Source organism: Pseudomonas sp. G(2018) (assembly GCF_005502415.1).
Classification (GTDB): Bacteria; Pseudomonadota; Gammaproteobacteria; order Pseudomonadales; family Pseudomonadaceae; genus Aquipseudomonas.
The window spans coordinates 19,402-43,374 of the sequence record NZ_SCOO01000009.1 but is presented as its reverse complement, the minus strand read 5'-3'; the positions used below and the strand labels follow the sequence as shown (position 1 = coordinate 43,374).

Below are 23,973 nucleotides of genomic sequence, written 5' to 3'. Positions count from 1 at the left end.
CATGAGTTTCTCGAACAAGGAACAGGGTCATCATCACAAAGAAGCGCTGTTGCCCAGAGCAAGGGATATCGATGCCCTGGTGCGCGCCGAGCATCACGACCCCTTTGCAATACTCGGCCCCCATGGCGATGGCGCCGGCGGGCAATACATTCGGGCTTACCTGCCGGACGCCTTGAGCGTACAGGTGGTGGCGAGGGACTCCGGGGAAGAACTCGGCAACCTTGAAGTCACCCAGACACCGGGATTGTTCGTCGGTCACTTCGACCGGGCGCAGTCCTATCAGCTGCGCACCCGTTGGGCCGGTGGCGAACAGTTGTCCGAAGACCCCTACAGTTTTGGCCCGCTGCTCGGCGAGATGGACTTGTATCTGTTTGCCGAAGGCAATCACCGGGACCTGAGCAGTTGCCTCGGCGCGCAACTGAAAACGGTCGACGGTGTCGACGGCGTGCGTTTCGCCGTATGGGCGCCAAATGCGAGAAGGGTGTCGGTGGTCGGTGACTTCAACAACTGGGACGGTCGCCGGCATCCCATGCGCCTGCGTCATCCCACCGGGGTCTGGGAAATATTCATTCCCCGCCTGCAGGCCGGGGAGGCCTATAAGTACGAAATCCTCGGGGCCCATGGCATTCTGCCACTCAAGGCCGACCCGATGGCGCTGGCCACTTCACTGCCGCCGGACACCGCCTCGAAAGTCGCCTCACCGCTGAAGATCGACTGGCAGGACCAGGACTGGATGCAGTCCCGTGGTGAACGGCAACGTCCGACGGCGCCACTGTCGATATACGAGCTGCATGCCGGATCCTGGCAATGCGAACTGGACGATCTGGGTGAAGTGGCCCGCCAGTACACCTGGCCTGAACTGGCCGAGCGGCTGATTCCGTATGTGAAGGAACTGGGTTTCACCCACATCGAACTGATGCCGATCATGGAACACCCGTTTGGTGGTTCGTGGGGTTATCAACTGCTGTCGCAATTCGCCACCAGCGCGCGCTATGGCAGCGGGGGTGAGTTTGCGGCCTTCGTCAATGCCTGCCACCAGGCTGAAATCGGCGTGATTCTCGACTGGGTACCGGCGCATTTTCCGACCGATATCCATGGATTGGCCCAGTTCGACGGTACCGCGCTGTACGAGTACGGCAACCCCCAGGAAGGCTTTCATCAGGACTGGGACACGCTGATCTATAACCTGGGGCGCACCGAGGTGCACGGCTACATGCTGGCCTCGGCGCTGCACTGGCTCAAGCATTTTCACGTCGACGGCCTGCGGGTGGATGCGGTGGCGTCGATGCTGTACCGCGATTACTCGCGCAAGGCCGGCGAATGGGTACCAAACCGCTACGGCGGCCGGGAGAACCTCGAGGCCATCGACTTCCTGCGTCATCTGAACGACGTGGTGGCCCTGGAGGCGCCGGGTGCGCTGGTGATCGCCGAGGAATCCACGGCGTGGCCGGGCGTCAGCCAGAGTACGCAGCAGGGTGGGCTGGGCTTCGCCTACAAATGGAACATGGGCTGGATGCATGATTCGCTGCATTACATCCAGCAGGACCCGGTGTACCGCGCCCATCACCACAACGAACTGAGTTTCGGCCTGGTGTACGCCTGGTCCGAGCGTTTTATCTTGCCGATCTCCCACGACGAAGTGGTGCACGGCAAGCATTCGCTGATCGACAAGATGCCCGGCGACCGCTGGCAGAAGTTCGCCAACCTGCGGGCCTACCTGTGCTTCATGTGGGCACATCCGGGCAAGAAACTGTTGTTCATGGGGTGCGAGTTCGGCCAGTGGCGCGAGTGGAACCACGACCAGCAACTGGACTGGTACCTGCTGCAATACTCGGAACACAAAGGCGTGCAGAAACTGGTGGGCGACCTCAACCGGTTGTATCGCGAAGAACCGGCGCTGCACGAACAGGACGACGTACCGCAAGGCTTCCAGTGGCTGATTGGCGACGATGCAATCAACAGCGTCTACGCCTGGTTGCGCTGGAGCAAGGAAGGTCGGCCGGTGCTGGTGGTGGCCAACTTCACCCCGGTGCCCCGTGAAGCGTATCGGGTTGGCGTGCCGTATGCCGGGCGCTGGACCGAGTTGCTCAACAGCGATTCGTCGACCTATGCCGGTTCCAACTATGGCAATAGCGGCGGGGTGTCGACCGAGGAAGCGCCGAGCCATGGGCAGGCGTTGTCGCTGGTGCTGAATCTGCCGCCGTTGGCGGTGTTGATGCTCAGTCCAGAGGGTTGATCCGAAACCTCATCGCTTCCTTCGCGAGCAGGCTCGCTCCCACAGGGATCCACTGAACCTGTGGGAGCGAGCCTGCTCGCGAAAGCGTCAGTGTGTGTTCCATCAAAAATCCAGTCTCAGCCCGAACGTCGCCCTGCGTCCATCCAACGCATTGCTGTCCAGCTGGGTATCGTATCCAGCCTCGCCATACAGGCTCAAAGCCTTCGACACTTGCACGGTCATGCCCATGCTCAGGTCCAGGGTCGTGGACTTCTGCTGCGTGTCGATCGCCGTGACGTTGTTGAACATCACCCGGTCAGTGCCGGACAAGGTATGCCAGGCATTGGTTCGTACGTAGGGCAGCAGGGGCATGCCGGCCACCTGATAAGTGCCGCGCAGTCGGGCACCGAGACGAGCCGTTACGCTGTTGTCAGAATCAAAATCGATATCGGCGATGCCGTCATTCTTGCCGTCCAGCGTGCGGTGCTGACTGATCAGTTGTACCTGCGGTTCCAGGAACCAGCCTTGGGAGACCTGCAACGGGTAACCGGCTTCCAGCGACAGCGTCATGGCATGGCCCTGGGTATTGAGCTTGATCCCGCGATTGGACTCGCTGTTGACGTCCAGGCCCGTCCACATCAGCACGCTGTCGATGTACCAACCGTAGGGATCGACGAGTGTCCAGTACAGGCCCACGCTATCGCCGCGCACTGTACTCTTGCCGGCGTCGCGATGCTGGAAGCCGCCGGTGAAGCCGTCGACGTCGCCTTTCAACCGACTGTGACCGACGAGTACGCCCACCTTCTGGGTCTGCCCATCATCGGTGGTCCATCCGTAGAGGTCGCTGCCGACCTGGTAACCCGAACCCGAACCGTCCAAACGTGGGTTGACTGTGCCGGCAATGCTCTGGCGGCTGTTACCTGCGTAAACCCGGCCCCAGCCCGCCGGGAGGGCGCCGTCCTGATGCTGTTGGTTCTGATCGCCCTGACGCTCGTGGAAGGTACCAAGTGCGGCCAGAACCATCTGGTTGACGGCAGGCAGTAGCGCCGAATACACCGCGACTTCCTGACGATAGAGCGGGATCGGCGGTTTGCCCGGTTCGATTGTGGGTAATTCCGGAATGATCGGCAGGATCGCTCCGCCGGGATCCTCGATGATTCCCGGCAGTGGAACGGGTGGGTCTTCCACGCCTGGCAATGGTACGGCTGGGTCCTCCACTCCGGGCAGTTCAGTGATCGGCCCTGGCAGGGGAGGTGCCACGACAGCGGAGCGCAAGTACCAGTTCTGGGCTGTGCCCGGTGTCACGCCACCCTTGAACAGATAATATTCAACGGCCCCGGCGGAGACAGGCCCGGTGGATTTGAACGCCAGGTCGCTGCCCGTGGCCCCATTGCGTGCTTCGACCACCAGGATGCCGTTCTGGTGGGTCACGTCGCCGGGGCCGGCCAGGTTGACGATGCTGATGGTGGTGGAGCCTTGCAGGGTTCCCCGATCCACCACCAGTTTGTCGCTGGCGGCACCATCACTGGCCAGCACGCTATTGAGGTGCAGTTGGCCATTGTCGCCAATGTAATTGCCTGTGACCGCGAGTTGGTTGCTTGCGCTGGCGGCACCGCTGCCGCGGGTCATGTCGATCAGGCCCTTGTTATTCAAGGTGGCGAGTTGACCGGCGCTGAAAGGGGTGATGCTGCCTTGGTCGACCAACAAGACACTACCGCCGTGAACGTTGAACTCACCGGTAGCGGAAACGCTGTCGCCCAGGATGAAGTCGCCGTTCAGGTTAAAGTGCGACCCGTTGTCCAGGTTTACGGTTTCCCAATGGAGGTAGCGACCCGGGTTGGCGGACTGAGTGTTGTCGAACGTCAGTGTGTCGTTGCCCTGGCCGCCATCGATGCTGGGGGAGGATGATAGGTTGCTTTCCGTGAGGTTGAGCAGCAGCGCTTGATCGTCGCCGCCACCCATCAGGATGGCCGACCGAGTAAGCCCTCCGGTGTCCCACCTGAACACATCGCTACCCGTACCGCCCCGGACCTGGCCAGCGATCTCGCCCCCGCTGACCGTGATGAAGTTACCACCGCCACTGACAATAATATTGCCGCCGACAGTGCCGCCCTTGATGGTGACAACGTTGTTGTCCGTGCCGGCATCCAGATCGCCGACGATCCCCCCGCCAAGCATTTCGAAGGTGTTACTGTCCAGGTTCATCGCGACCCGGCCAATCGAACCTTCGCTCATCAGTGCCTGCTCACCGTTTTCAAAGACTTCGGTGATGGTGCCTTCGCTCATATTAAAAGTGTCAACGCCATCCCCTTGGTCCAGGGACCTGAGGGATCCGGCACTTATTGTGAAACTGTCATTGCCGGCACCCTGTGTGAAGGTTGTGGCGAGGACACCGCTGAGTTGTGCAATGTCGTTGCCGTCGCCTTGGCGGAACGAGCCGCTAATGACGCCAACAAAGAGTTGCGCGGTATTTGGGCCGTCGCCCATGTCCACTGAGCCAGTGATGGTGCCCGAGCTCATTTGCAACAGATCGATTCCGGCGCCAAAGGTGACATCGCCATTGATGATCCCGGTGCCGGCGACGGCAAAGGACAGATTGTTGTTGCCGCCAGGGTCAGTGAGACCGGAGCTGGTGCCGCTGTCGCACGTGTAGGTGTCATCACCGGCCGTGGGGACGAGTGTGCAGGCAGCGAGAGTGGTGAGCGGCCAGTGGATCAGGGTCAACAACGACACGGCAGCAAAGCTCAAGTGCTTGAGAGTCGAAACGGGTGTGTTCATGATCCATCCTCACTCGATAGGACGCGCCGGCCCCGCACCTGCGGGACGGACCATGGCAACGTCAAGAGCGATACGGATCAGGGACTACGGTTTCCTGCGTCGGAAAACATCGGGCAATGCAACTTGTTGGCATGGCTTTTTCGACTGTGCATCACACTGCACAGTGCTTTTTTCCACGGTATCAACAGGTTGGATGAGGCGCTACTGTCAGAAATAACAGGTGTTGAGGGATGATCAGCCAAGGGTTTGCAGGCGGACTGTTGATGTTGAGTCCGCAGGGTTGATCCGAAACCGCGTCGAGCCCATCGCGGGCAAGCCGCGCTCCCACAGGGATATGAGGTGCTCACAAAACCTGTGCGAGCGGGCTTGCCCGCGATGGCGTCTGCTCAGACAACATATTTCTTGAGGTCTTGACTCACCACCGCATCCGTACACCCAAGCTGCCAATCACCCCGTTCAAGTCATTGTCGTCCACATCACTGCTGTAGTCGGCACTGACATACAGGCTCACGGTCGGTGTCACCCGGGCCACCAGGCCCAAGCCGACTTCGACGGTCGAGGAGTATCGGCTGCTGCTGATCTTGTCGACCTGATCGAGGGTCACGGTATTGCCGGTGTATACCGTGTGCCACAAGTTGGTCCGCACATAGGGTTCGACGCCCAGGCCGTTGATGTCGTAACTACCTTTCAATTTGGCGCCGACCCGGCCGCTCCACGACGTCAGGTCGCTGGAGGAGGCGTTGCCTGACCCCGCGTAGGGCGTATCCAGGGTGATCCGCTGGTTGATCAATTGCGCCTGGGGTTCAACCACCCAGTTTTCGCTGATGCCAATCGGGAAGCCACCTTCCACCGACAGCGTTACCGCGCTGCCTTCGGCGGCCTGGCGGACGCCTTGTTCGTTGCGACTGAAGCCGTTGACGCGGCCACCGCTGGCCGACAGGTCGACGTGCCAGCCTTGCGGGCCGGACAGGCTGTAATAGGCGCCGAGGCTTTCGCCTTGCAGATTCAAGGTGTCGGTGTGCGGGTCGGACTGGCCGCGATTGGTCAGCAGGCCATGGCTGTTGCCTTGAATCTGGCTGGTGCCTCCAATCAGTCCGACCCGTTGGGTGTGGCCGCTGTTGCTGTGCAGGGTCAGGATCGCCGGGCCTTTGAGATCGCCGGAGCCGGCATTGGTGAACCCCTGGGACAGGGCGTCGGTTTGTGCCTGGCGTGAGGCTTGTCCATAAATCTGATCCCAAGCGTAAGGTGTCGCGTCTTCGGTGGTGAAGTGGGTACTTCGCATGTCGGGGGTGGGGCTGAAACGACCGGGGTACGTGGTGGCGAGAGCGGGCAGGGTGAGTACCGGGATGTCCTGGCGGTACCAGGGGGTTGTTTCTTCCTCGGCCGGTGAGGCCTGCACTTCCATGGAGGAGCACAGCAGGAGTGAACTCGAGACAGTGCAAAAAGTGATTTTGATCTCTTGTTGGGTGAGTGAGGTTTTCATGGCGGGCTACCTTGCAATCGCGTGCCGTACATGCCTTGGCGTCTCTCCTACCCCGAGCGAGGGGCGACCGAATGTAAGGAGGCAAGCCGGGGGCCGCCCGTGTTCTCGGGTGTCTTGGGGGCTTGCCCCTGATAGTGATTCCGGGGGTAGTACGATGAAGTCAAGAAGAGCCCAGTCACTGCGTCAAGAAAATGGCCGATAAGTGGTATGGGTATTTCAGGTCTTGTAAGTGACTGATTTACGACGCATCCCTAAGTTCTTGTTTAATGGTGGAAACGTCAAAAAAAGGTGCGGGCTAGAGCGGTTGCTCGGTATTACCAGCTCAAGCGGATGCCCACATTGCCAGTGGTTCCACGCTGCTGGTTGCTGTCTATATTGCTGCTGTAGTCGACATTGGCGTACACGCTGAGGTCTTTGGCGAGCGACAGGGTGGCACCGACGCCCACCTGCGCCCACGAAGACCGCTGCTGGGTGTCGATATCGGTGGTGTCGGCAAAAGTGACTGTATCTGTGCCTGAAAAGGTGTGCCATAGGTTGGCTCGTAGCCAGGGCTCCAGCGACCGGCCCGCGACGTCGTAACGCCCATTGAGTCGCACGCCGAGGCGACCGGTTTGGGTGGAGTCGGCATCGAAAGACACTCGGGAAATACCGTCGTCCTGGCTGTCGAGCTCAACCTTTTGGTAGATGATTTGCACCTGGGGTTCGATTCTCCAGTTACCTGCGAGCGGGTACGGATACCCGGCCTCTGCCGACAAGCTAAGGACGTGACCGTTGCTATCGAGCTTGAGGCCGCGGTCGGAATGGCTGTCGCCGTCCAACCAGGTGTACATCGCCACCGTGTCGAAATACCAGCCCATTGGGTCTGTCAGCGTCCAGTACAAGCCGAGGCTGTCGCCTTCGATCTCGACTTTACCGGCGCGTTTATCCTGGTAACCCTGGTTGAAACCGTCGACATCACCCTTCAAACGATTGTGACCGATGAAGAAGCCTGTTCGCTGGGTTTGTCCTCCCGATGTCTGTGAGCTGAATAGATCGTTGCCCACCTGAAACCCTTTGATTGAACCGCCGAGTCGTGGCGTAACGGTACCGGCCCAGGTCTGGTCGAAGTCCTTGCCGTAGACCCGGCCCCAGCCCGCGCCGAGAGCCCCGGTTTCTGTCAACAGGCGCTGATTGCCCTGACGATCATGGAAGGTGCCGAGTGCGGTGCGGGTCAGTTGTGCAGCGGCGGGTGGCAATACCGACCAGACGGGCACTTCCAGGCGGTACAACGGGATTGGCGCAGCACCGGGTTGGGGCGTTGGCAAGGGTGGGCTTCCGGGAGCGGCCACCGGAGCCGCGACCAGAGGCACCAGAATCGGCGGCAAGGTTGGATCGGGGTTGGGGACCGAGACCAGTGGGGCGGCCACGACCGAGGAGCGCAGGTACCAGCTGTTTTCGCTGCCGGGGGTGACGCCGCCCTTGTACAAGACGTATTGGAAGGCGCCTTCCTCTACCGGGGCCTTGAGCGTAAAGGCGTCGTTGTTGCTGGTCGCCGTGCCTTGGGCATCAACCACCTGAATGCCGTTTTCCTTCGTTTGCGCACCAGCGCCATCCACATTGCTGACGCTGATCGAAGTGGTACCGGTCAACGTCCCGTCGATGACCACCAGCTTGTCACTGGGCGAACTATCACCACCCAGTTTGGTTTGCACAAACAGCTGACCGCCTTTGCCCACGTAATCGCCACGAACTGTCAGCATGTCGTTGGTGCGGGTATTGCCGCTGCTCAGGTCGATGGTCCCTGCGTTGTTCAGCGTGGAGCGCAGGCCGGCGGTGAAGGGCGAGATGCTGCCTTGGGTCGACGTCACGGTGCTGCTGCCATCGACATTGAGTACACCCGTGCCGCTGATGCGGTCACCCAGGATGAGGTTGCCATCAAGGTCGAACCGGGCACCGTTTGTCAAATTGGCCGTTTCCCAATTGGAGTAACGGGCGGCCCCTGAGGTTGTGGTCTGATCGAGGTTCAATACATCTTTGCCGTCGCCTCCATTGAGGCTCGGGGTCTGGGCGAGGATAATTTCGTCGAGATTGCGCAGGGTCGCCGTGTCATCGCCCCCCTCCATCAGGATTGCCGATCGGAGAATGCCACCGTTTTCCCACAAGAAGGTGTCGTTACCGAGGCTGGTGCGGATCTCGCCGACGACCTCGCCGCCGCTCACCGTGATGCTATCGTTGCCACCACTGACGCTGATGTTGCCACCGATCTTGCCGCCGGAAATGATGATAGTGTCGGTACCGAAACCTGTGACCAGATTGCCATCGATCTCTCCGCCGGACAGGTCGAACAGGTTGTTATCGAGCTTCATGTCAACCCGTCCGATCCTTCCCCCAGTCATTCTGGCGGTATCGCCGTCCTCGTAAGCGCCAATGATCCGGCCCCCGATCATCATAAAAAAGTCACGACTGTCGCCCTGGGCCAGGGACTGGATCGTACCGCCTCTCATGGTGAAGTTATCGATGCCATTGCCCTGCTGGACCGCTCCGGTGATCTGCCCGGCGTTGATGGTGAGCGTGTCGGCCCCATCACCTTGGTCAAGCACCCCGACGATGCTGCCGGAATTCATGTCGACGTTGTCGCTGCCACTACCGAACGTGACATTGCCATTGATCACCCCCGAGCCATTGGCGGAGAAGGTCAAGCTGTTGTTGCCTGTCAGGTCGCTCAACGGCCCGCTGCCGGCGCTGTCACAGATGTGATTGTCATTGCCGGCGGTGGGCGTGAGGGTACAGGCCGCTAACACCGGTTGCGGAGAACCGATGCATAACCAGATTGAAACGGCGCAGGCGCTGAAACGGTATTTGGGCAAATGGCTGGAAAAATTCATGCTCGTCTCCGCTTGGGATTCGGCGACTGAGTTGCCACATGTCAAAAATGGCAAGGCTTCAGACACCCTCGGCAGCGCGGGTTGCGAGACGGCATCGGGACAACAATTACCCGTGATAGTGAATCTTCGGCAACGACGGCCACTGTAAGTCGCATGCCCGAGCGCTCAGGCGTACGGTCGATTGCAACGTAGCAATAGTTTTTTGGCGTCGCTACTGTCAGAAGTAACAGGTTTAACGATTAAGCTGCCGGTCCTGGCGGGTTTGGTGGCATGACCGGCATGGATTCAAAGGTGTACTTCAACCGCCAGTGGCAAATGATCCGACAAGTGCGTCCAGGGTTTGGCCCCGAGAATCTGCGGCTCGTGGCTGCTGGCATTGCGCAGATAAATACGATCCAGACGCAGCAGCGGAAACCGCGCCGGGTAGGTTTTTGCCGGGCGGCCGTGGTGGCGTTCGAAGGCTTCGTGCAGATAATCACGACGGGCGAGGGCGGCGTTGCCTTGCAGCTGCCAGTCGTTGAAGTCGCCGGCGATGATCACCGGTGCCTGGTCGGGCAGGGATTCGAGCAGTTGGCAGAGCAACTGCAATTGAAGTTGGCGATGGCTTTCCAGCAGGCTCAAATGCACGCAGATCGCATGGACCTCGGCGTGACCCGGTACGTCCAGAACGCAATGCAGCAGCCCGCGTCGTTCGGGGCCGGTGATGGACACGTCGAGGTTGCGGTATTCGCGGATCGGGTATTTCGACAGCAGCGCGTTGCCGTGGTGACCGTCCGGGTAGACCGCATTGCGGCCGTAGGCGAAGTCGCTCCACATGCTGTCCGCCAGGAATTCGTATTGCGAAGTCGAAGGCCAATCGTTGTAGCGCGAGGAGTGACGATCGTGTTCGCCCACCACTTCCTGCAAAAACACCAGATCCGCCGAGGTGCTGCGCACCGCTTCGCGCAATTCCGGCAGGATGAAACGTCGGTTGAGGGCGGTGAAGCCCTTGTGGGTGTTGACGGTCAGCACACGCAGTCGATGAATGGCCGGAGTTTGGTTCAACGTCGCTGACTGGACCGTCTTCGGCTTGGAGGTACTGGTCACTTTCACTCCTTTGAATCAAGGCGGGCTTATGCATGCGACTGATGTGGAGGCTGGCAGTTCAGTTTGGATGATTTCGGCGCCGCATCGATTAAATGTGGGAGCGAGCGGGCTCGCTCCCACAGTTCAGACGAAGACGATTTCATAAGGCAACCGCATCCGCTCCAGCAGCACCCGTGGCAGCAGCGGGGCGATGCCGATGGCCGGTTCGCCGTCCAATTGACTGGCGTAGGCATGGGTCGCATGGCTTTTACGCGCCACCGTCCAGGTGTCCAGGCGTACCTTGCGGGCGCGGTGCCAGGGGATCAGGCCATGATCGCGCGTCGGCCAGTGCCAGGCCCAGACCGGTACTTCATTGAAGTCGGCACCGGCGATGGCCGCGGCGTTGGCACTGGCACGGCCGACGGCGTCGTGATCGCTGTTGCCGTCTTCGGACCAAGTGCTGAACACCACATCGCCGGGCCGCAGATAGCGTGCAATGAACCGCGTCAATTGCTGTTCGTGCTCGGCCAGGGCGTTGTCGGTGAAGCCGCCGCGTATCCACTTCAGGCTGTGCATCGGCAACCCGAGCCGGCGCAAGGCTTCGACGCTTTCCTGGGCACGGAACACGCTGAGGCGTTTCTCCGACCACTGCTGCGACCCCGGATGGCTGGCGCTGCCGTCCGTGATCGAGATCAGTTGCAGGGGATGCCCCATGCTGCTGAGCAGCTGCAGCAGGCCGCCGCAGGTCACCACTTCATCGCCGGGATGCGGGGCAATCACCACGGCGCGGGCGCCGGGCGGGACCAGGGTTTGCGTGTTGATGACCGGGACGTTGTCCAGTTGCGGGGCACTGTTCCAAATCTGTGCCGACTGGCTGTTTTCGAGGAGAGAGACCGGTTTCATGGCTACGTCCTTGTTCTCGTTGATAGCAATTGGCCGCGCTCCGAACCCTGGAATCGCCGCGAGCAGAGTATTGCTCATGTAGCGCTATTCGTCGCCTCGATGTTCCAGACGGTACGTTTTTTTATCCGCGCTCTCTCTGTAGATACTCTGTTCACTCCTCTTCCTCATGCTGCAATTCGAAGAGCAGTAACGAACGGCCCGTGACCGAGTATTCGTGGCCGAACTCGAAGCGTTCCTGGCCGCGGATCGACGGTTGATTAGTGTCTATCATGCAGGTCCAGAAACCACCGTCGGGCACTTCCGGCAGCAGGAAGTTGACGATGTCGTGGTATGCATTTACCACTAGCAACAGCGTGGCGTCGGCCCCCTTGCGGCGGATGCCGGTTTCCTGGGCGCGGCCGTCGAGCAGCATGCCCAGGCAGCGATTGTGTGCATCGTGCCAATGCTCGGTGGTCATCTCGCTGCCGTCCGCGGCCAGCCAGGTGACGTCCTTGACGCCGATGTCCTCGTTGTAATTGCCCACCAGGAAGCGCCCGCGGCGCAGGATCGGGTAGGCCAGGCGCAACTTGATCAGGCGTTTGACGAACTTGAGCAGGGCCTTGCCGTCTTCGCTGAGGTCCCAGTTGACCCAGCCGATCTCGCTGTCCTGGCAATAGGCATTGTTGTTGCCGTCCTGGGTGCGGGCGAATTCATCGCCGGCCACCAGCATCGGCGTGCCCTGGGCCAGCAACAGGGTGGCGAAGAAGTTGCGCATCTGCCGCAAGCGCAACTCATTGATTTGCGGATCGTCGGTGGGGCCTTCGACACCGTGGTTCCATGACAGGTTGTTGTTGCTGCCGTCCTGGTTGTTTTCGTCGTTGGCTTCGTTGTGCTTATCGTTGTACGACACCAGGTCGTTGAGGGTGAAACCATCATGGGCGGTGATGAAGTTCACCGAGCAATAGGGGCGTCGGCCGCGCTGATTGAACATCTCGCCCGAAGCGGTCATGCGGCTGGCGAAGTCCGCCAGTTGCCCGTCGTCGCCTTTCCAGAAGGCGCGCACGGTGTCGCGGAACTTGTCGTTCCATTCCACCCAGCCGGGCGGAAACTTTCCGACTTGATAGCCACCGGGGCCGCAGTCCCAGGGCTCGGCGATCAGCTTGACCTGACGCAGCACCGGGTCCTGGCGGCAGGCCACAAGGAAACTGTGGCGCTCGTCGAAGCCGTCGTGATAACGCCCCAGGATGGTCGCCAGGTCGAAACGGAATCCGTCCACGTGCATTTCCGAGGCCCAATAGCGCAGCGAGTCGGTGACCATTTGCAGCACGCAGGGGTGGCTCAGGTCCAAAGTATTGCCGGTGCCGGAATCGTTGATATAGAAGCGCTTGTCATCGGGCATCAGGCGATAGTATGAGGCGTTGTCGATGCCGCGCATGGACAGGGTCGGGCCCTGTTCGTTGCCCTCGGCGGTGTGGTTGTAGACCACGTCGAGGATCACTTCCAGGTTGGCTTCGTGCAGGTGCGCGACCATTTCCTTGAACTCGGCGATCTTGCCGCTGGCCAGGTAACGCGGGTCGGGGGCGAAGAAGGCGATGCTGTTGTAGCCCCAGTAATTGGTCATGCCTTTGTGCAGCAGGTGCTGGTCATTGACGAAGGCATGGATCGGCAACAACTCCACGGTGGACACGCCGAGCTTGCGGATGTGCTCCAGCACGTCGTCGACCATCAGCCCGGCGAAAGTACCTCGCACGTTCTCGGGGACGGCGGGGTGACGCATGCTGAAGCCGCGCACGTGGGTCTCGTAAATGATCGTCTTGTCCCACGGCACGCTGACCCGGTGGTCGTGGCCCCAGGTGTGTGCCGGGTCGATGACCTTGCATTTGGGCACGAAGGGCGCGCTGTCTCGCTCGTCGAAACTCAGATCGGCGTCGGGATGGCCAATGGTGTAGCCGAACAGTGCCTCGGACCATTTCAGCTTGCCCACCAGTTGTTTGGCGTAGGGATCGATCAGCAGTTTATTGGGATTGAAGCGATGACCGTTGGCCGGGTCGTACGGGCCGTACACGCGGTAGCCGTAGATCAGCCCCGGATGGGCATCGGGCAAGTAGCCGTGGTAGATCTCGTCGGTGTACTCCGGCAGTTCGATGCGTTCGAGTTCCACTTCGCCGGCATCGTCGAAAATGCACAGTTCGACACGGGTGGCATTGGCGGAAAACAGGGCAAAATTGACCCCAAGACCGTCCCAGGTCGCACCCAATGGAAAGGGCAGGCCTTCTCGGATGCGCGATGGCTCTTGAGGGGCTGGCGTGTCTTTCTTTGGACGGGTCATAAATGCTCCTGCAAAGGGGGACATGTGGAGTCTTTGTGGGAGCGAGCTTGCTCGCGATGACGGTTCCACATTCAACACATGGGTTGCCTGACAGGACGCCATCGCGAGCAAGCTCGCTCCCACAGGTTTTTCGAAGGCGAATAGGCCCAAGTGGCGAGAACGCTCGCCACACAGTTGTTCAGGTCAGTCGCGTGAAGCCTCAGACCGCCGGCGGTTTACGCGCGGCGCGAGGTTTTTTTTCTGCGGCTTTCTCGCCCGGTGGAATCACCTTGGAGGCAGCAACAGGTTTCGCCTTGGCTTTGGTTTTTGGCTCAGCCTTGCCATTGAGCGCTTTGCCGGCAGCAGGCTTGCTGGCCGCTGTTTTGCCACCGGTCGCCTTGGGTGATTTTTTCGGCGCCAGGGCTTCGGCTTCGGCCAGTTTGCGCGCCATTTCCCAGTGCCGGGCTTCCTGGCCCTCGGGTTTACCTTCCGACTCCCAGATCTGATAGGCAAACTCGCGGATGCGTTTATCGTCGGTACTCATCGCAATGCTCCTGATTCAACTCAAGTGTGGGTAGTTTGAATAATGAGATTGACCGGGAAGTCCCCCAGCGCGGCGCTGATCGCCAGCTCCCTGTGTTTTGTGACTACGACGCTTGAAAAAAGTCCCTTGAGATTTTCCCCGGCGGTAGCAAACGGTAAATGGACCCGTGTATCGCCCCACAGCAGCGCGCTCACCTGCGGTTCGGCACTGTTTTCCAGCAGCGACGCGCAGCGTATCGGCACGATCACGATGGCCCGTTTACCGCCTAGTTCTCGAACAAATCCCAGCACGCGATGCGCCTGGTTGCCGAGTACTTCGAGGGGGTGGTAGGTGCCCCGTCGAAACAATTCCGGGTACTCGGCACGCAGGCTCAACGTGTGCGCAATCAAGGTCTGCTTGATGCGCCCGTCACGCCAGTTCGCCAGCAGATCAGCAAGCTCCACGGATTGCTGCAAGGCCTGCTGGCGACTGGGGTAATTCACCGGCCGACGGTTGTCCGGATCGACCAGGGAAAAGTCCCAGAAGTCATTGCCCTGATAGAGGTCCGGCACCCCTGGCACGGTCATGCGCAGCAAGGTTTGCGCCAAACCGTTGAGTGCGCCGGGGACGGCGATGGCTTGCGCGGCTTTGCCCAGGGCCGAGCGCGGCAGCTCGCCTTCCGGCGTCAGCAGCAGGCCCTGGACAAACGCCTGGGTCGCTTGCTCGTAGGGGTCGTTTGGCGCGCTCCAGCTGCTCTGCAACTTGGCTTCGCGCAGGGCTTTGCGTTGCCACTGCCAGAGGCGCGTGGCGTAGTCCTCCAGGGCCGGTTGATCATCGCTGCGCAAATCCAGCGGCCAGCTGCCGAGGATCGCTTGATACACGATCAACTCATCGGCCGGAGACGGCGATTGCTCATCAAAGCGCAGGGGCCGGGCAAGGGCACGCCACAGGCCGATCTGGTCGGCGTACCAGCTGCTGCGTTCGCTCAAAACCGCCAGGCGCGCGCGGGTGTCTTCGCCGCGTTTGTGATCGTGGGTGGCGGTGGCCAGCAGGTTGTCCGGGAACTCGGCCAGGCGTTGGGCGCACGCGGTATGAAAGTCGGCGATCGGTGCACTGAACTGTTCGGTGCTGAAGCCGACGTCATTGCGCGACAGCAGCACGGCCGAGCGATAGAACGCGGTGTCTTCCACCGCTTTGGCCGCCGCCGGTGAGGTCAATTGCTGAAAGCGTACGCAGGCATGCTTGAGCCGCTTGCGCATCCGTCCTGCCGGGCGTTTGCGCCAAGGCTCGCCACCCAGCCACCCGGCCAGACAGTCGAGTACCGGCCAATCCGCCTCGCTCAGGGTTTGTCGGGCGCCGCTCATGGCGTGCTGGAAAAACACGTCGTCCCGGGCCGACCGGCCGAGGGGACTGATGTAGGTGCGGTACACCGGGAAATGCACGATCAGCGCCTGCAATGCGCGACGGATCGCGCCAAGGGTCAGGTCGCGGGTCATCAGGTCATCCCGGGCCACTTGCAGCAAGGCCTGGGCAACACTTTCGAAGTCCCCGGCCAGGGAACCGTTGAGAATCTGCTGGCGCGCCAGTTGCGCTTCCTGGCTGAAATCGGCCGGACGCTCGCTGTAGCTCTGCCAGAGTTCGCGCAAGGTCAGTTCACCCTCTGGAGCGTGTTGCAGCAGCGACAACTGGTTCATGAATTCGTAGCCGGTGGTGCCGTCCACCGACCAGTCGCGGTGCAGGGTTTCACCTTCACCGAGGATCTTCTCGACATAGATCGGCAGGTGCCGGCCCGGTGCCAGGCTGTCGACCCGGCGCCGCAGTTTGCGGCAGTAACCCCGAGGGTCGGCGAGGCCGTCGATGTGGTCGATGCGCAGGCCATCGATCAGGCCGTCCGCCACCAATTGGAAGATCTTCGCGTGGGTTGCCTCGAACACCGCCGGGCGTTCTACCCGCAGCCCACCCAGTTCGTTGATATCGAAAAAACGCCGCCAGTTGATGTCGTCCGCGGCGGTGCGCCAACTGGCGAGACGATAGCCCTGGCGTTCCAGCAGACTGTGCAGCTTTTGGAAGCCTTCAGGGGTCAGTGAGTCGTAGTGCTTCAGATTGTGTTCGATGGCCTGGCGTATTTGCGGATCGCTGGCCAGTTCGCGCAGTTCGTCTTTCAGGGGCATCGCCAGGCTGTGCGCGTCTATCCGATAGCTCAGCGTACTGAAACGGTCGGCCAGTGACTTGAGTGGTTCGGCATCGGTCTTGAGCAGTTCGCCGTAATGGCTGGGGAAGATCGGGAAGTGATGGTCGTAATGCTCGACATGAAAGGCGCCGCGCTGCGCATCGAAACGCAGGGGTAGGGTACCGTCCTGCAGCGCGATGCCGTAGTCGCTGCCCAGAAATGGCAACAGCAGTTGGCCTTCCATCAACGGGTCGGGCGAATGCCACTGAATGTCGAAGAATTCGCCATAGGGGCTCAGTCGCCCCCATTCGAGCAGGTCCAGCCACCAGGGGTTGTCGCTGCCCCCCACGGCCATGTGGTTGGAAACAATATCGAGGATCAGCCCCATGTGCTGGCTGCGCAACGCACTGACCAGGCGATGCAACGCCGCTTCGCCACCCAGCTCTGGATTGACCGTGGTCGGGTCCACCACATCATAGCCATGCATCGAACCGGCGCGGGCACTGAGCAACGGCGAGGCATACACATGACTGATACCGAGGCGAGCGAAGTACGGCACCAGTGGAACCGCGTCGTCGAGGGTAAAACCTTTATGGAACTGCAGGCGCAGGGTGGCCCGCAGCGGTTGCATTGGCTTTTGTGTCATTGGTCACGCTCGGCCGCCTGAAGCCTTGCGCAAGCAAGCAGTTCCAGGCGTCGGGCCGCGTCGGTGTCATCGAGCAGGGTTTCGCTATACCCCGGCAAGCGTCGAGACCAATTAGGGTGGGTGTCGATGGTCCCGGGAAGGTTGGCCTGTTGTTCGATACCCAAGGCATCTTCCAGCGGCAACAACACCAGCGGCGCGCGGGTATGGCCGAGGAAACGCACGCTGGCGTCGAGTACCTGGTCGGTCTCATGGGATTCTTCGCGGAAGTTTTGCGGGTCCTGGCTCAACGTCCGGCGCAGGCCTTCGCGTTCCCGTTCACGGTGGTGGCGCCACTCGATTTCAGTGTTGGCATCGATCAGGCCCAAGCGGGCATTCCAATCGATGTCACGGCCATGCCACCAGCCATTGAGGGTCGGCAAATCATGGGTGCTGGTGGTCGCCAGGGCGTTGTCCGGCCAGTCGAGGATCGGCTTGAAGTGGGTGTTGTCCTGTTCGAACAACAACACCCGCATGCCGAGCATCGAACGGGCAATGAGTTTTTCCCGCAGGCCGTCCGGCACGGTGCCCAGGTCTTCGCCGAGAACGATGGCCTGGTGGCGATGGGACTCGAGGGTCAGCAGGCGCAGCAGGTCGTCCACCGGGTAATAGAGGTAAGCGCCATCGGCGGGCGGTGCACCATTGGGGATCACCCACAAGCGTTGCAGTCCCATGACGTGATCGATGCGCAGGCCACCGGCGTGGGCAAAATTGGCGCGCAGCATTTCGATGAAGGCGCGGAAGCCGTTGCGCACCAGGCCTTCGGGGGAAAACGCGGAAATCCCCCAGCCCTGGCCGCTGCGGTTGAGAATGTCCGGTGGCGCGCCAACGGTGAGGGACGCGAGCAATTCGTCCTGACGGCTCCAGGCCTGGCTGCCGCCGCCATCGGCACCGACGGCCAGGTCGGCAATCAGGCCGATGCTCATGCCACTGCTGCGTGCAGCGGCTTGCGCGCGTTCCAGACAACGGCTGATCAGCCACTGGCAGAACGCGAAGAAGCCGATGCGTCCGGCATTTTCTTCGGCAAATTCGGCCAGGGCCATACTGCGCGGGTTACGCCATTGTTCGGGCCAGTGACGCCAGTCTAGATCTTCACCCTTGGCGGCGCGCGCCTCTTGAATGGCTTCGAACCGGCAGTGGTTTTCCAGGGCTTCGCCTCCGGCGTGGCGGAAGCTGCCGAAGTCGGCGTGCAACGGGTGTTCGCCCTGCACGAAGCCGTCATACAGCGCTTCCAACAGCCGATGCTTGGCTTCGGCGGCGGCCGGCCAGTCGATCAGGGGCAGATTTTCCAGATGCCGCAGTTCGTCAGCCAGGCCGGCGGCGTCGATGGCGGCGCGCAATGCTCGTTCGCCAAGGATCGCACCGGGCGCGCAATACAGGCTGTTGAGGAACAAACGACTGGACGGTGAATAGGGGCTGTAACGTTGGCCGTCGCTGGCGAACATGGCGTGCAGCGGACTGATCGCCAGCGCTTCGGCACCGCGTTCACCCGCTACCCTGGCCAAGTCTTCCAGGGCCTGGGTATCGCCGAACCCGCCATCGCCGGCGCGGCGCAAGGCATACAGCTGCGCGCTCAGACCCCAGGCGCGAGGCGTCGGGTTTTCAACGGCATCGCCCACGCTGTAGCAGCGCTCAGGCGCCACGGCCAGGGTGAAGGTTTGCCCGTCGATGCTGACCTGCTGGTAACCGACAGGAATGAGCCCCGGCAGCGTTGCCTCGGCGTCCAGTTTGAGTGTGAGTACCGAACCGTCTTCGAGGTGAATCTCGCACGGCGTTTGCGGCTCGAAGTAATGCGCCAGGCTGAGCCCGACACCGACGTCGGCGGTGAGCAACGGCGGCAGGTGACGGGTCTGTTGCACCAATTGCAATTCGAGCAGGCTGGCGTCGATTTCCTGTGCGCTGCCGGCCGGGTGGCCGAGCCCGGTCAGGACATTGCGCAACACCGAGGGGTCGACTTTTTGCGGGCGACCATTGGCGTCGATCCAGTCAACTGCCAAACCGGCATGGCTGGCGAGAATTTCTAGTTGCGCATCGCTCATTGACGCTCTCCATCAGGGGGTGGCAAAGGGGCTGCGGCCTTGAGGGTGACTAGCGCGCAATACGGGGCAAGCGAGCCCTGATCCAACTGGGCGAAGGCGTTTGGAGGATGCTCGAACAACAGCATCGCATCGGCCTGTGGGGTGTGGACTACCGGCGTGCCGCTAAGGTTCAGGTCAATGCGCAGCAGGCTGCCATCGCCCAGCAGCCAGCGCGCCGATACCGCGCCGTCGGCCAGTACCTCGGCATTCAAGGCCTGGGCACCGGGTAGGTGCGGGATGATCTGTTGATGGCGAATCAGCAACAGTTGGCGATACAGGTCGTGGGTGGCCGCAGCGCCGCTGGCATTCAGTAAGGGCCGGGACGCCTCGAAGGTTTCTGGCGCGTTTGGATCGGGAATCTGTTCGCGTTTGTGTGGATCGGCAAATGCACTGAACGCGGCAAACTCGTTACGCCGTCCTTCGCGCACTAGTCGCGCCAGCTCGCCGTGGTGGCTGGTGAAAAACAGGAACGGCTGCTCGGCGGCATACTCGTCACCCATGAACAGCAGCGGGATCATCGGCGACAGCAGCAACAATACGGTGGCGGCTTGCAGAGCTTGCGGATGCGCCAGTTGATGCAGGCGATCACCAAAGGCGCGGTTGCCGATCTGGTCGTGGTTCTGCAAAAACAGAATGAAGGCACTGGGCGGCAAGTGCCCGCTGGATTCGCCGCGGGGTTTGCCATGGCGATTGATATGACCTTGAAACACGAAACCCTGGCTCAGGCAGCGGGCCAGTTGTTCGGTGGGGTAGTGCGCATAATCGGCGTAGTAGGCGTCGGTTTCGCCGGTCAATAGTACGTGCAGGGCGTTATGGCCATCGTCATTCCACTGCGCGTCGTAACCTTGCTCCAGCAGACTGGCCTGATTGTGTTCGTTTTCCAGCATCAGCCAGACGTGACGCGGCGGGTCGACCTGCTGGCGTACCCGTTGCGCCAGTTCCTGGAGAAAGTCCGGGTCTTCGATGGCATGCACGGCGTCCAGGCGCAAGCCGTCAAAGCGGTACTCCAACAACCACATCAGTGCATTGTCGATGAAGAAATCACGCACCTCGCGCCGGCGGAAGTCGATGGCCGCTCCCCAAGGTGTGTGTTTGTCTTCATTGAAGAACCCCTTGGCGTAGCGATGCAGGTAGTTGCCGTCCGGCCCAAAGTGGTTGTAGACCACGTCGAGAATCACCGCCAGGCCGTGGCCATGGGCGGTATCAATCAGATGCTTGAGCTGTTCGGGCGAACCGTAGGATGCCTGCGGCGCGTAGGGCAGGACCCCGTCGTAGCCCCAATTGCGCTCCCCGGGGAATTGCGCCACGGGCATCAGTTCGATCGCGGTGATGCCCAGCTCAACGAGGCGCGCCAGATGCTGCTCGACGGCCTGGAAGCCGCCGAGCACTCCGACGTGCAACTCGTATATCACCGCCTCGTTCCACGGGCGGCCCAGCCAGGTGCTGTGTTGCCATCGGTAGGCATGGGGATCGACCACCACGCTGCGCTGGTCGATATCCCCGGCCTGGGCGCGGGAGGCCGGGTCCGGCACCTCCAGTTCGCCATCGATGTTGTAGCGGTAACCCGTGCCTGCCGGGCAACGGGTGTTGATCACGAACCAGCCGTCAGCCTGAGGCAGCAACGGCAAGGACTGTCCATTTTCCAGTTCGACACTGACGTAGAACGCATCTGGCGCCCACAACGCAAATTGCGTGTACTCAGCGTCCAGCATGATTGCGCCGTGGGGCCAGGTCTCAAGGGTCCGTAACGGCATCTTGAAAGCCTCTTACTGTTTGTTCGATTTCCCCAAGGCTTTAGCCACAAGCTGTTCATAGAGTTCGGCGTAGGGTTCGACCGCCTGGCACCAGTTGAAAGGCTGGGTCATGGCCCGGCAGCGCATGGCGTTCAGCAGCTCGGGGAAGGCAAACACATGGAACGCGCGGCTCAGGGCTTCCTGATAACTCTCCACCGTGGATTCGTCGAACAGGAACCCGGTCACGCCGTTTTCGATGGTGTCGGCCAGACCGCCGGTATTGCGCGCCACCGGCAACGAACCGAAACGCTGGGCGTACATCTGGCTCAGGCCGCAAGGTTCATAGCGCGAAGGCATCAACAGGAAGTCGCTGCCGGCAAACATGCGGCGGGCGTCGGTTTCATTGAAGCCGATGCGTACACCGATCTGCCCGGGGAAGCGCAGGGCCAGTTCGCGCATGGCTTGTTCTTCTTCCGGCTCTCCGCGCCCGATGATCGCGATCTGCCCACCGGATTTGACGATGTATTCGGAAACCGCTTCGGTCAGGTCCAGACCTTTCTGATAGACCAGTCGCGAGACCACGGCAAACAGCGGGCCTTCAGAGTCATCGAGGCCGAACAACTGACGCACGTGGGCGGCATTGACCGCCTTGCCTTCCCAGTCGCCGATGCTGAAGGGACGGAACAGGTGCATATCAGTGGCGGCGTCCCAGCTTTCGTCGATGCCGTTGGGAATGCCGCTGAGCAGGCCTTGCTGGGTCTTGGCGGCAAGAAACCCGTCGAGACCGCAGCCGAAGGCCGGGGTGGTGATTTCCTGGGCGTAGGTTGCGCTGACCGTAGTGATGTGGCTGGAATAGGCCATGCCGGCCTTAAGGAACGACATCTTGCCGTAGAACTCCATGCCTTCCTGTTGCAGCGCGTGATGGGGGATACCCAGTTCGGGGCACGAACCCAGGCTGGTCACACCCTGATAGGCCAGGTTATGGATGGTGAACAGGGTCGGGGTGCGCTGTCCACGCCAGTGCATGTAGGCGGGCGCCAGACCGGCAGGCCAGTCGTGGGCGTGCACCAGGTCCGGGCACCAGTGAATCTGGGCCAGGTTGGCGGCGATATCGGCTGCGGCCAGGCCCAGGCGGGCGAAGCGAATATGGTTGTCCGGCCAGTCGCGGCCATTGTTGGCACCGTAGGGCGAACCTTCACGCTCGTAGAGTTCAGGGCAGATCAACACGTAAATGACCAGGCCGTCGGGCATGTCCATGCGGCCGATCTTGCAGGGTGGCAGCGCGGCATGCCCGCCCAGCTCACCAATGATATGAATCGGATTTTCGCTGTGCATCACCTGCGGGTAACCGGGAATCAACACCCGTACGTCGTGCAGATGGGTCATGGCCCGCGGCAAGGCGGCGGAAACGTCACCCAGCCCTCCGGTTTTCACCAGGTCGGCAATCTCCGACGTGACGAACAACACTTTTTTGCGATTGGGATTCTGTTTCGCCACCGGAGCCAGGGTTCTGGTGCCGGTAACGTTGATCGACTGGGCAGTGGGAACACTAACGGCGCTCGATTCGCCGACATGCTGATGAGCACGTTCTCCCTGTACATCTAAAACCGCACTGATCATATGAATCTCCCGTGTTGTTGATCTAATTCTTAGCTCTGGCAAACGGTCTTTCATTGGCCAAACATCCTGTGGCCGGGCGCAAAAGCGCTGCACATCGGTGAGCAAGCGCTGCCCAATGCGCTGAAGCAGTTTGGGTGGAGTAGCCATTGCAAGGATTGCACCAGTCGCAACGCACCTTCCTTTCAGTCGACCGATCACGAACGGCAAAAGTTTCGATTATTCTTCCGCTTTGTGACCGACCGGTCTTGCCCCGCGAAAGTGAGCCTAGACCAGAACTTAGAGCGGTAAAGCCCAGATGGCAAAATTGTTCGACAATCGGTTTAAAGAGGTACGGACGTGCCGGATTACAAGGCTTGCGCACCGACGAAGGGCAGGTTTTTTTGTGAAATCGGATGAAAATGAAGCAGAACTGTCACATCGGTGTGCGTGGGTGAACAGTGGGTTCGCACCATTGCGGTGCATTATTTTGGCTTCTGCGGTGTATGGGCTGGCCTAATCGCTGGCAAGCCAGCTCCCACAAGGTCCATGGTTGGACGCAGATTTGCGACCCGCCGAGATCAGTGTGGGAGCGGGCTTGCTCCGGGCGGCGTTCCGACGATGAACGATGACTCGGTATTAGTTCAGCAACCGAATCGGCTCCCCCACGGACCACGCCCGAATATCCTCGATCATTTGCGAGAAAAACAGCTGGTAGTTCTGCCGGCTGACATACCCCACATGCGGCGTCGCCAGCACATTTTCCAGGGTCCGGAACGGATGATGAGCCGGCAACGGCTCAATATCGAACACATCCAGCGCCGCACCCGCCAGGCGCCGTTTCTGCAAGGCCTTGATCAGCGCTGCCTCATCGACAATCGGCCCGCGCGCGGTATTGACCAGCAGTGCCGTGGGTTTCATCCAGCCCAATGCCTCGGCATCCACCAGCCCTCGGGAGCGGTCGCTGAGGACCAGATGCACCGACAATACGTCAGCCTGTTCGAACAACGCCTGTTTGCTGACATAAGTCACGCCCACTTGCGCGGCTCGCTCCGCGGTGAGGTTTTCACTCCAGGCGATCACACGCATGCCGAAAACCTGACCGAACTGTGCCACCCGCTGACCGATGCTGCCCAGGCCGAGGATCGCCAGGGTTTTGCCATGCAGGTCGCCACCCAGGCCTTGCTGCCACTTGCCGTCGCGCAACGCGTTGGCCTCGGCCACGAGGTTGCGGGTCGCGGCCATGATCAAGGCCCAGGTCAGTTCGGGCGCTGCGTGTTTGTAGCTGTCCGTGCCGCACACCTGAATACCCAGGGCGGCAGCGGCCTTGAAGTCGAGCGCAGCGTTGCGCATGCCGCCGGTTACCAGCAGCTTGAGGTTCGGCAAGCGGCGCAACAGGTCTTCATCAAACCGGGTGCGTTCACGCATCACGCAGATCACTTCAAAGGCTTCCAGGCGCGTCGCCAGTGTTTCATTGTCGGTCGGGTAGTCGTGGATAAAATTCACCTGGCCGATGTCTTCCAGCAAGGACCAATCGACCACTTTTCGGGCCACATCCTGCCAATCGTCAATCACTGCAATCTGCACCGCCATCAG

At 61.0% G+C, this 23,973-nt stretch carries 13 protein-coding genes; 1 reads left to right on the top strand and 12 read right to left on the bottom strand.

Annotated elements, in window-relative coordinates:
* Position 1: 1 nt before the first annotated feature.
* A complete protein-coding gene (gene glgB / locus FFS64_RS11725) occupies positions 2-2,236 on the top strand; it encodes a 1,4-alpha-glucan branching protein GlgB (RefSeq protein WP_137805510.1) in 2,235 nt (744 codons plus the stop codon).
* A 102-nt stretch (positions 2,237-2,338) separates the two neighbouring features.
* On the opposite strand, the gene FFS64_RS11720 is transcribed toward glgB, so the two are convergent.
* From FFS64_RS11720 to FFS64_RS11665, 12 genes are all read right to left on the bottom strand, one after another.
* Complete coding sequence (locus tag FFS64_RS11720) at positions 2,339-4,993, bottom strand: autotransporter outer membrane beta-barrel domain-containing protein (protein ID WP_137805509.1); 2,655 nt, start codon at positions 4,991-4,993, stop codon at positions 2,339-2,341.
* A 415-nt stretch (positions 4,994-5,408) separates the two neighbouring features.
* Positions 5,409-6,476 carry an autotransporter outer membrane beta-barrel domain-containing protein gene (locus FFS64_RS11715; protein ID WP_137805508.1) on the bottom strand — a complete coding sequence of 356 codons (1,068 nt, stop codon included), beginning with the start codon at positions 6,474-6,476 and terminating at the stop codon, positions 5,409-5,411.
* A gap of 314 nt (positions 6,477-6,790) precedes the next feature.
* Positions 6,791-9,340 (bottom strand): autotransporter outer membrane beta-barrel domain-containing protein, encoded by a 2,550-nt coding sequence (locus FFS64_RS11710; RefSeq protein ID WP_137805507.1) that lies wholly within the window; start codon positions 9,338-9,340, stop codon positions 6,791-6,793.
* 285 nt (positions 9,341-9,625) lie between these two features.
* Entirely contained in the window at positions 9,626-10,426 is an 801-nt protein-coding gene (locus tag FFS64_RS11705) for an endonuclease/exonuclease/phosphatase family protein (protein ID WP_137805506.1), read from the bottom strand.
* Between the two features lie 123 nt (positions 10,427-10,549).
* A complete protein-coding gene (locus FFS64_RS11700; RefSeq protein WP_137805641.1) occupies positions 10,550-11,308 on the bottom strand; it encodes a PIG-L deacetylase family protein in 759 nt (252 codons plus the stop codon).
* A 151-nt stretch (positions 11,309-11,459) separates the two neighbouring features.
* Entirely contained in the window at positions 11,460-13,616 is a 2,157-nt protein-coding gene (gene glgX, locus FFS64_RS11695) for a glycogen debranching protein GlgX (RefSeq protein ID WP_137805505.1), read from the bottom strand.
* A gap of 199 nt (positions 13,617-13,815) precedes the next feature.
* Positions 13,816-14,139 carry a DUF2934 domain-containing protein gene (locus FFS64_RS11690; RefSeq protein ID WP_137805504.1) on the bottom strand — a complete coding sequence of 108 codons (324 nt, stop codon included), beginning with the start codon at positions 14,137-14,139 and terminating at the stop codon, positions 13,816-13,818.
* Positions 14,140-14,159: 20 nt separating this feature from the next.
* Positions 14,160-16,934 (bottom strand): malto-oligosyltrehalose synthase, encoded by a 2,775-nt coding sequence (locus FFS64_RS11685; RefSeq protein WP_137805503.1) that lies wholly within the window; start codon positions 16,932-16,934, stop codon positions 14,160-14,162.
* Positions 16,931-19,009: a 4-alpha-glucanotransferase gene (gene malQ / locus FFS64_RS11680; protein WP_137805502.1), complete on the bottom strand. Its 2,079-nt coding sequence runs from the start codon at positions 19,007-19,009 to the stop codon at positions 16,931-16,933. Before malQ ends, FFS64_RS11685 begins: the two co-directional genes overlap by 4 nt.
* Entirely contained in the window at positions 19,006-20,802 is a 1,797-nt protein-coding gene (gene treZ, locus FFS64_RS11675; RefSeq protein WP_137805501.1) for a malto-oligosyltrehalose trehalohydrolase, read from the bottom strand. The genes malQ and treZ overlap by 4 nt, the downstream gene beginning before the upstream one ends.
* A 12-nt stretch (positions 20,803-20,814) precedes the next feature.
* Entirely contained in the window at positions 20,815-22,401 is a 1,587-nt protein-coding gene (gene glgA, locus FFS64_RS11670; RefSeq protein WP_137805500.1) for a glycogen synthase GlgA, read from the bottom strand.
* A gap of 615 nt (positions 22,402-23,016) precedes the next feature.
* Positions 23,017-23,970 carry a D-2-hydroxyacid dehydrogenase family protein gene (locus FFS64_RS11665; RefSeq protein ID WP_137805499.1) on the bottom strand — a complete coding sequence of 318 codons (954 nt, stop codon included), beginning with the start codon at positions 23,968-23,970 and terminating at the stop codon, positions 23,017-23,019.
* Positions 23,971-23,973 lie beyond the last annotated feature (3 nt).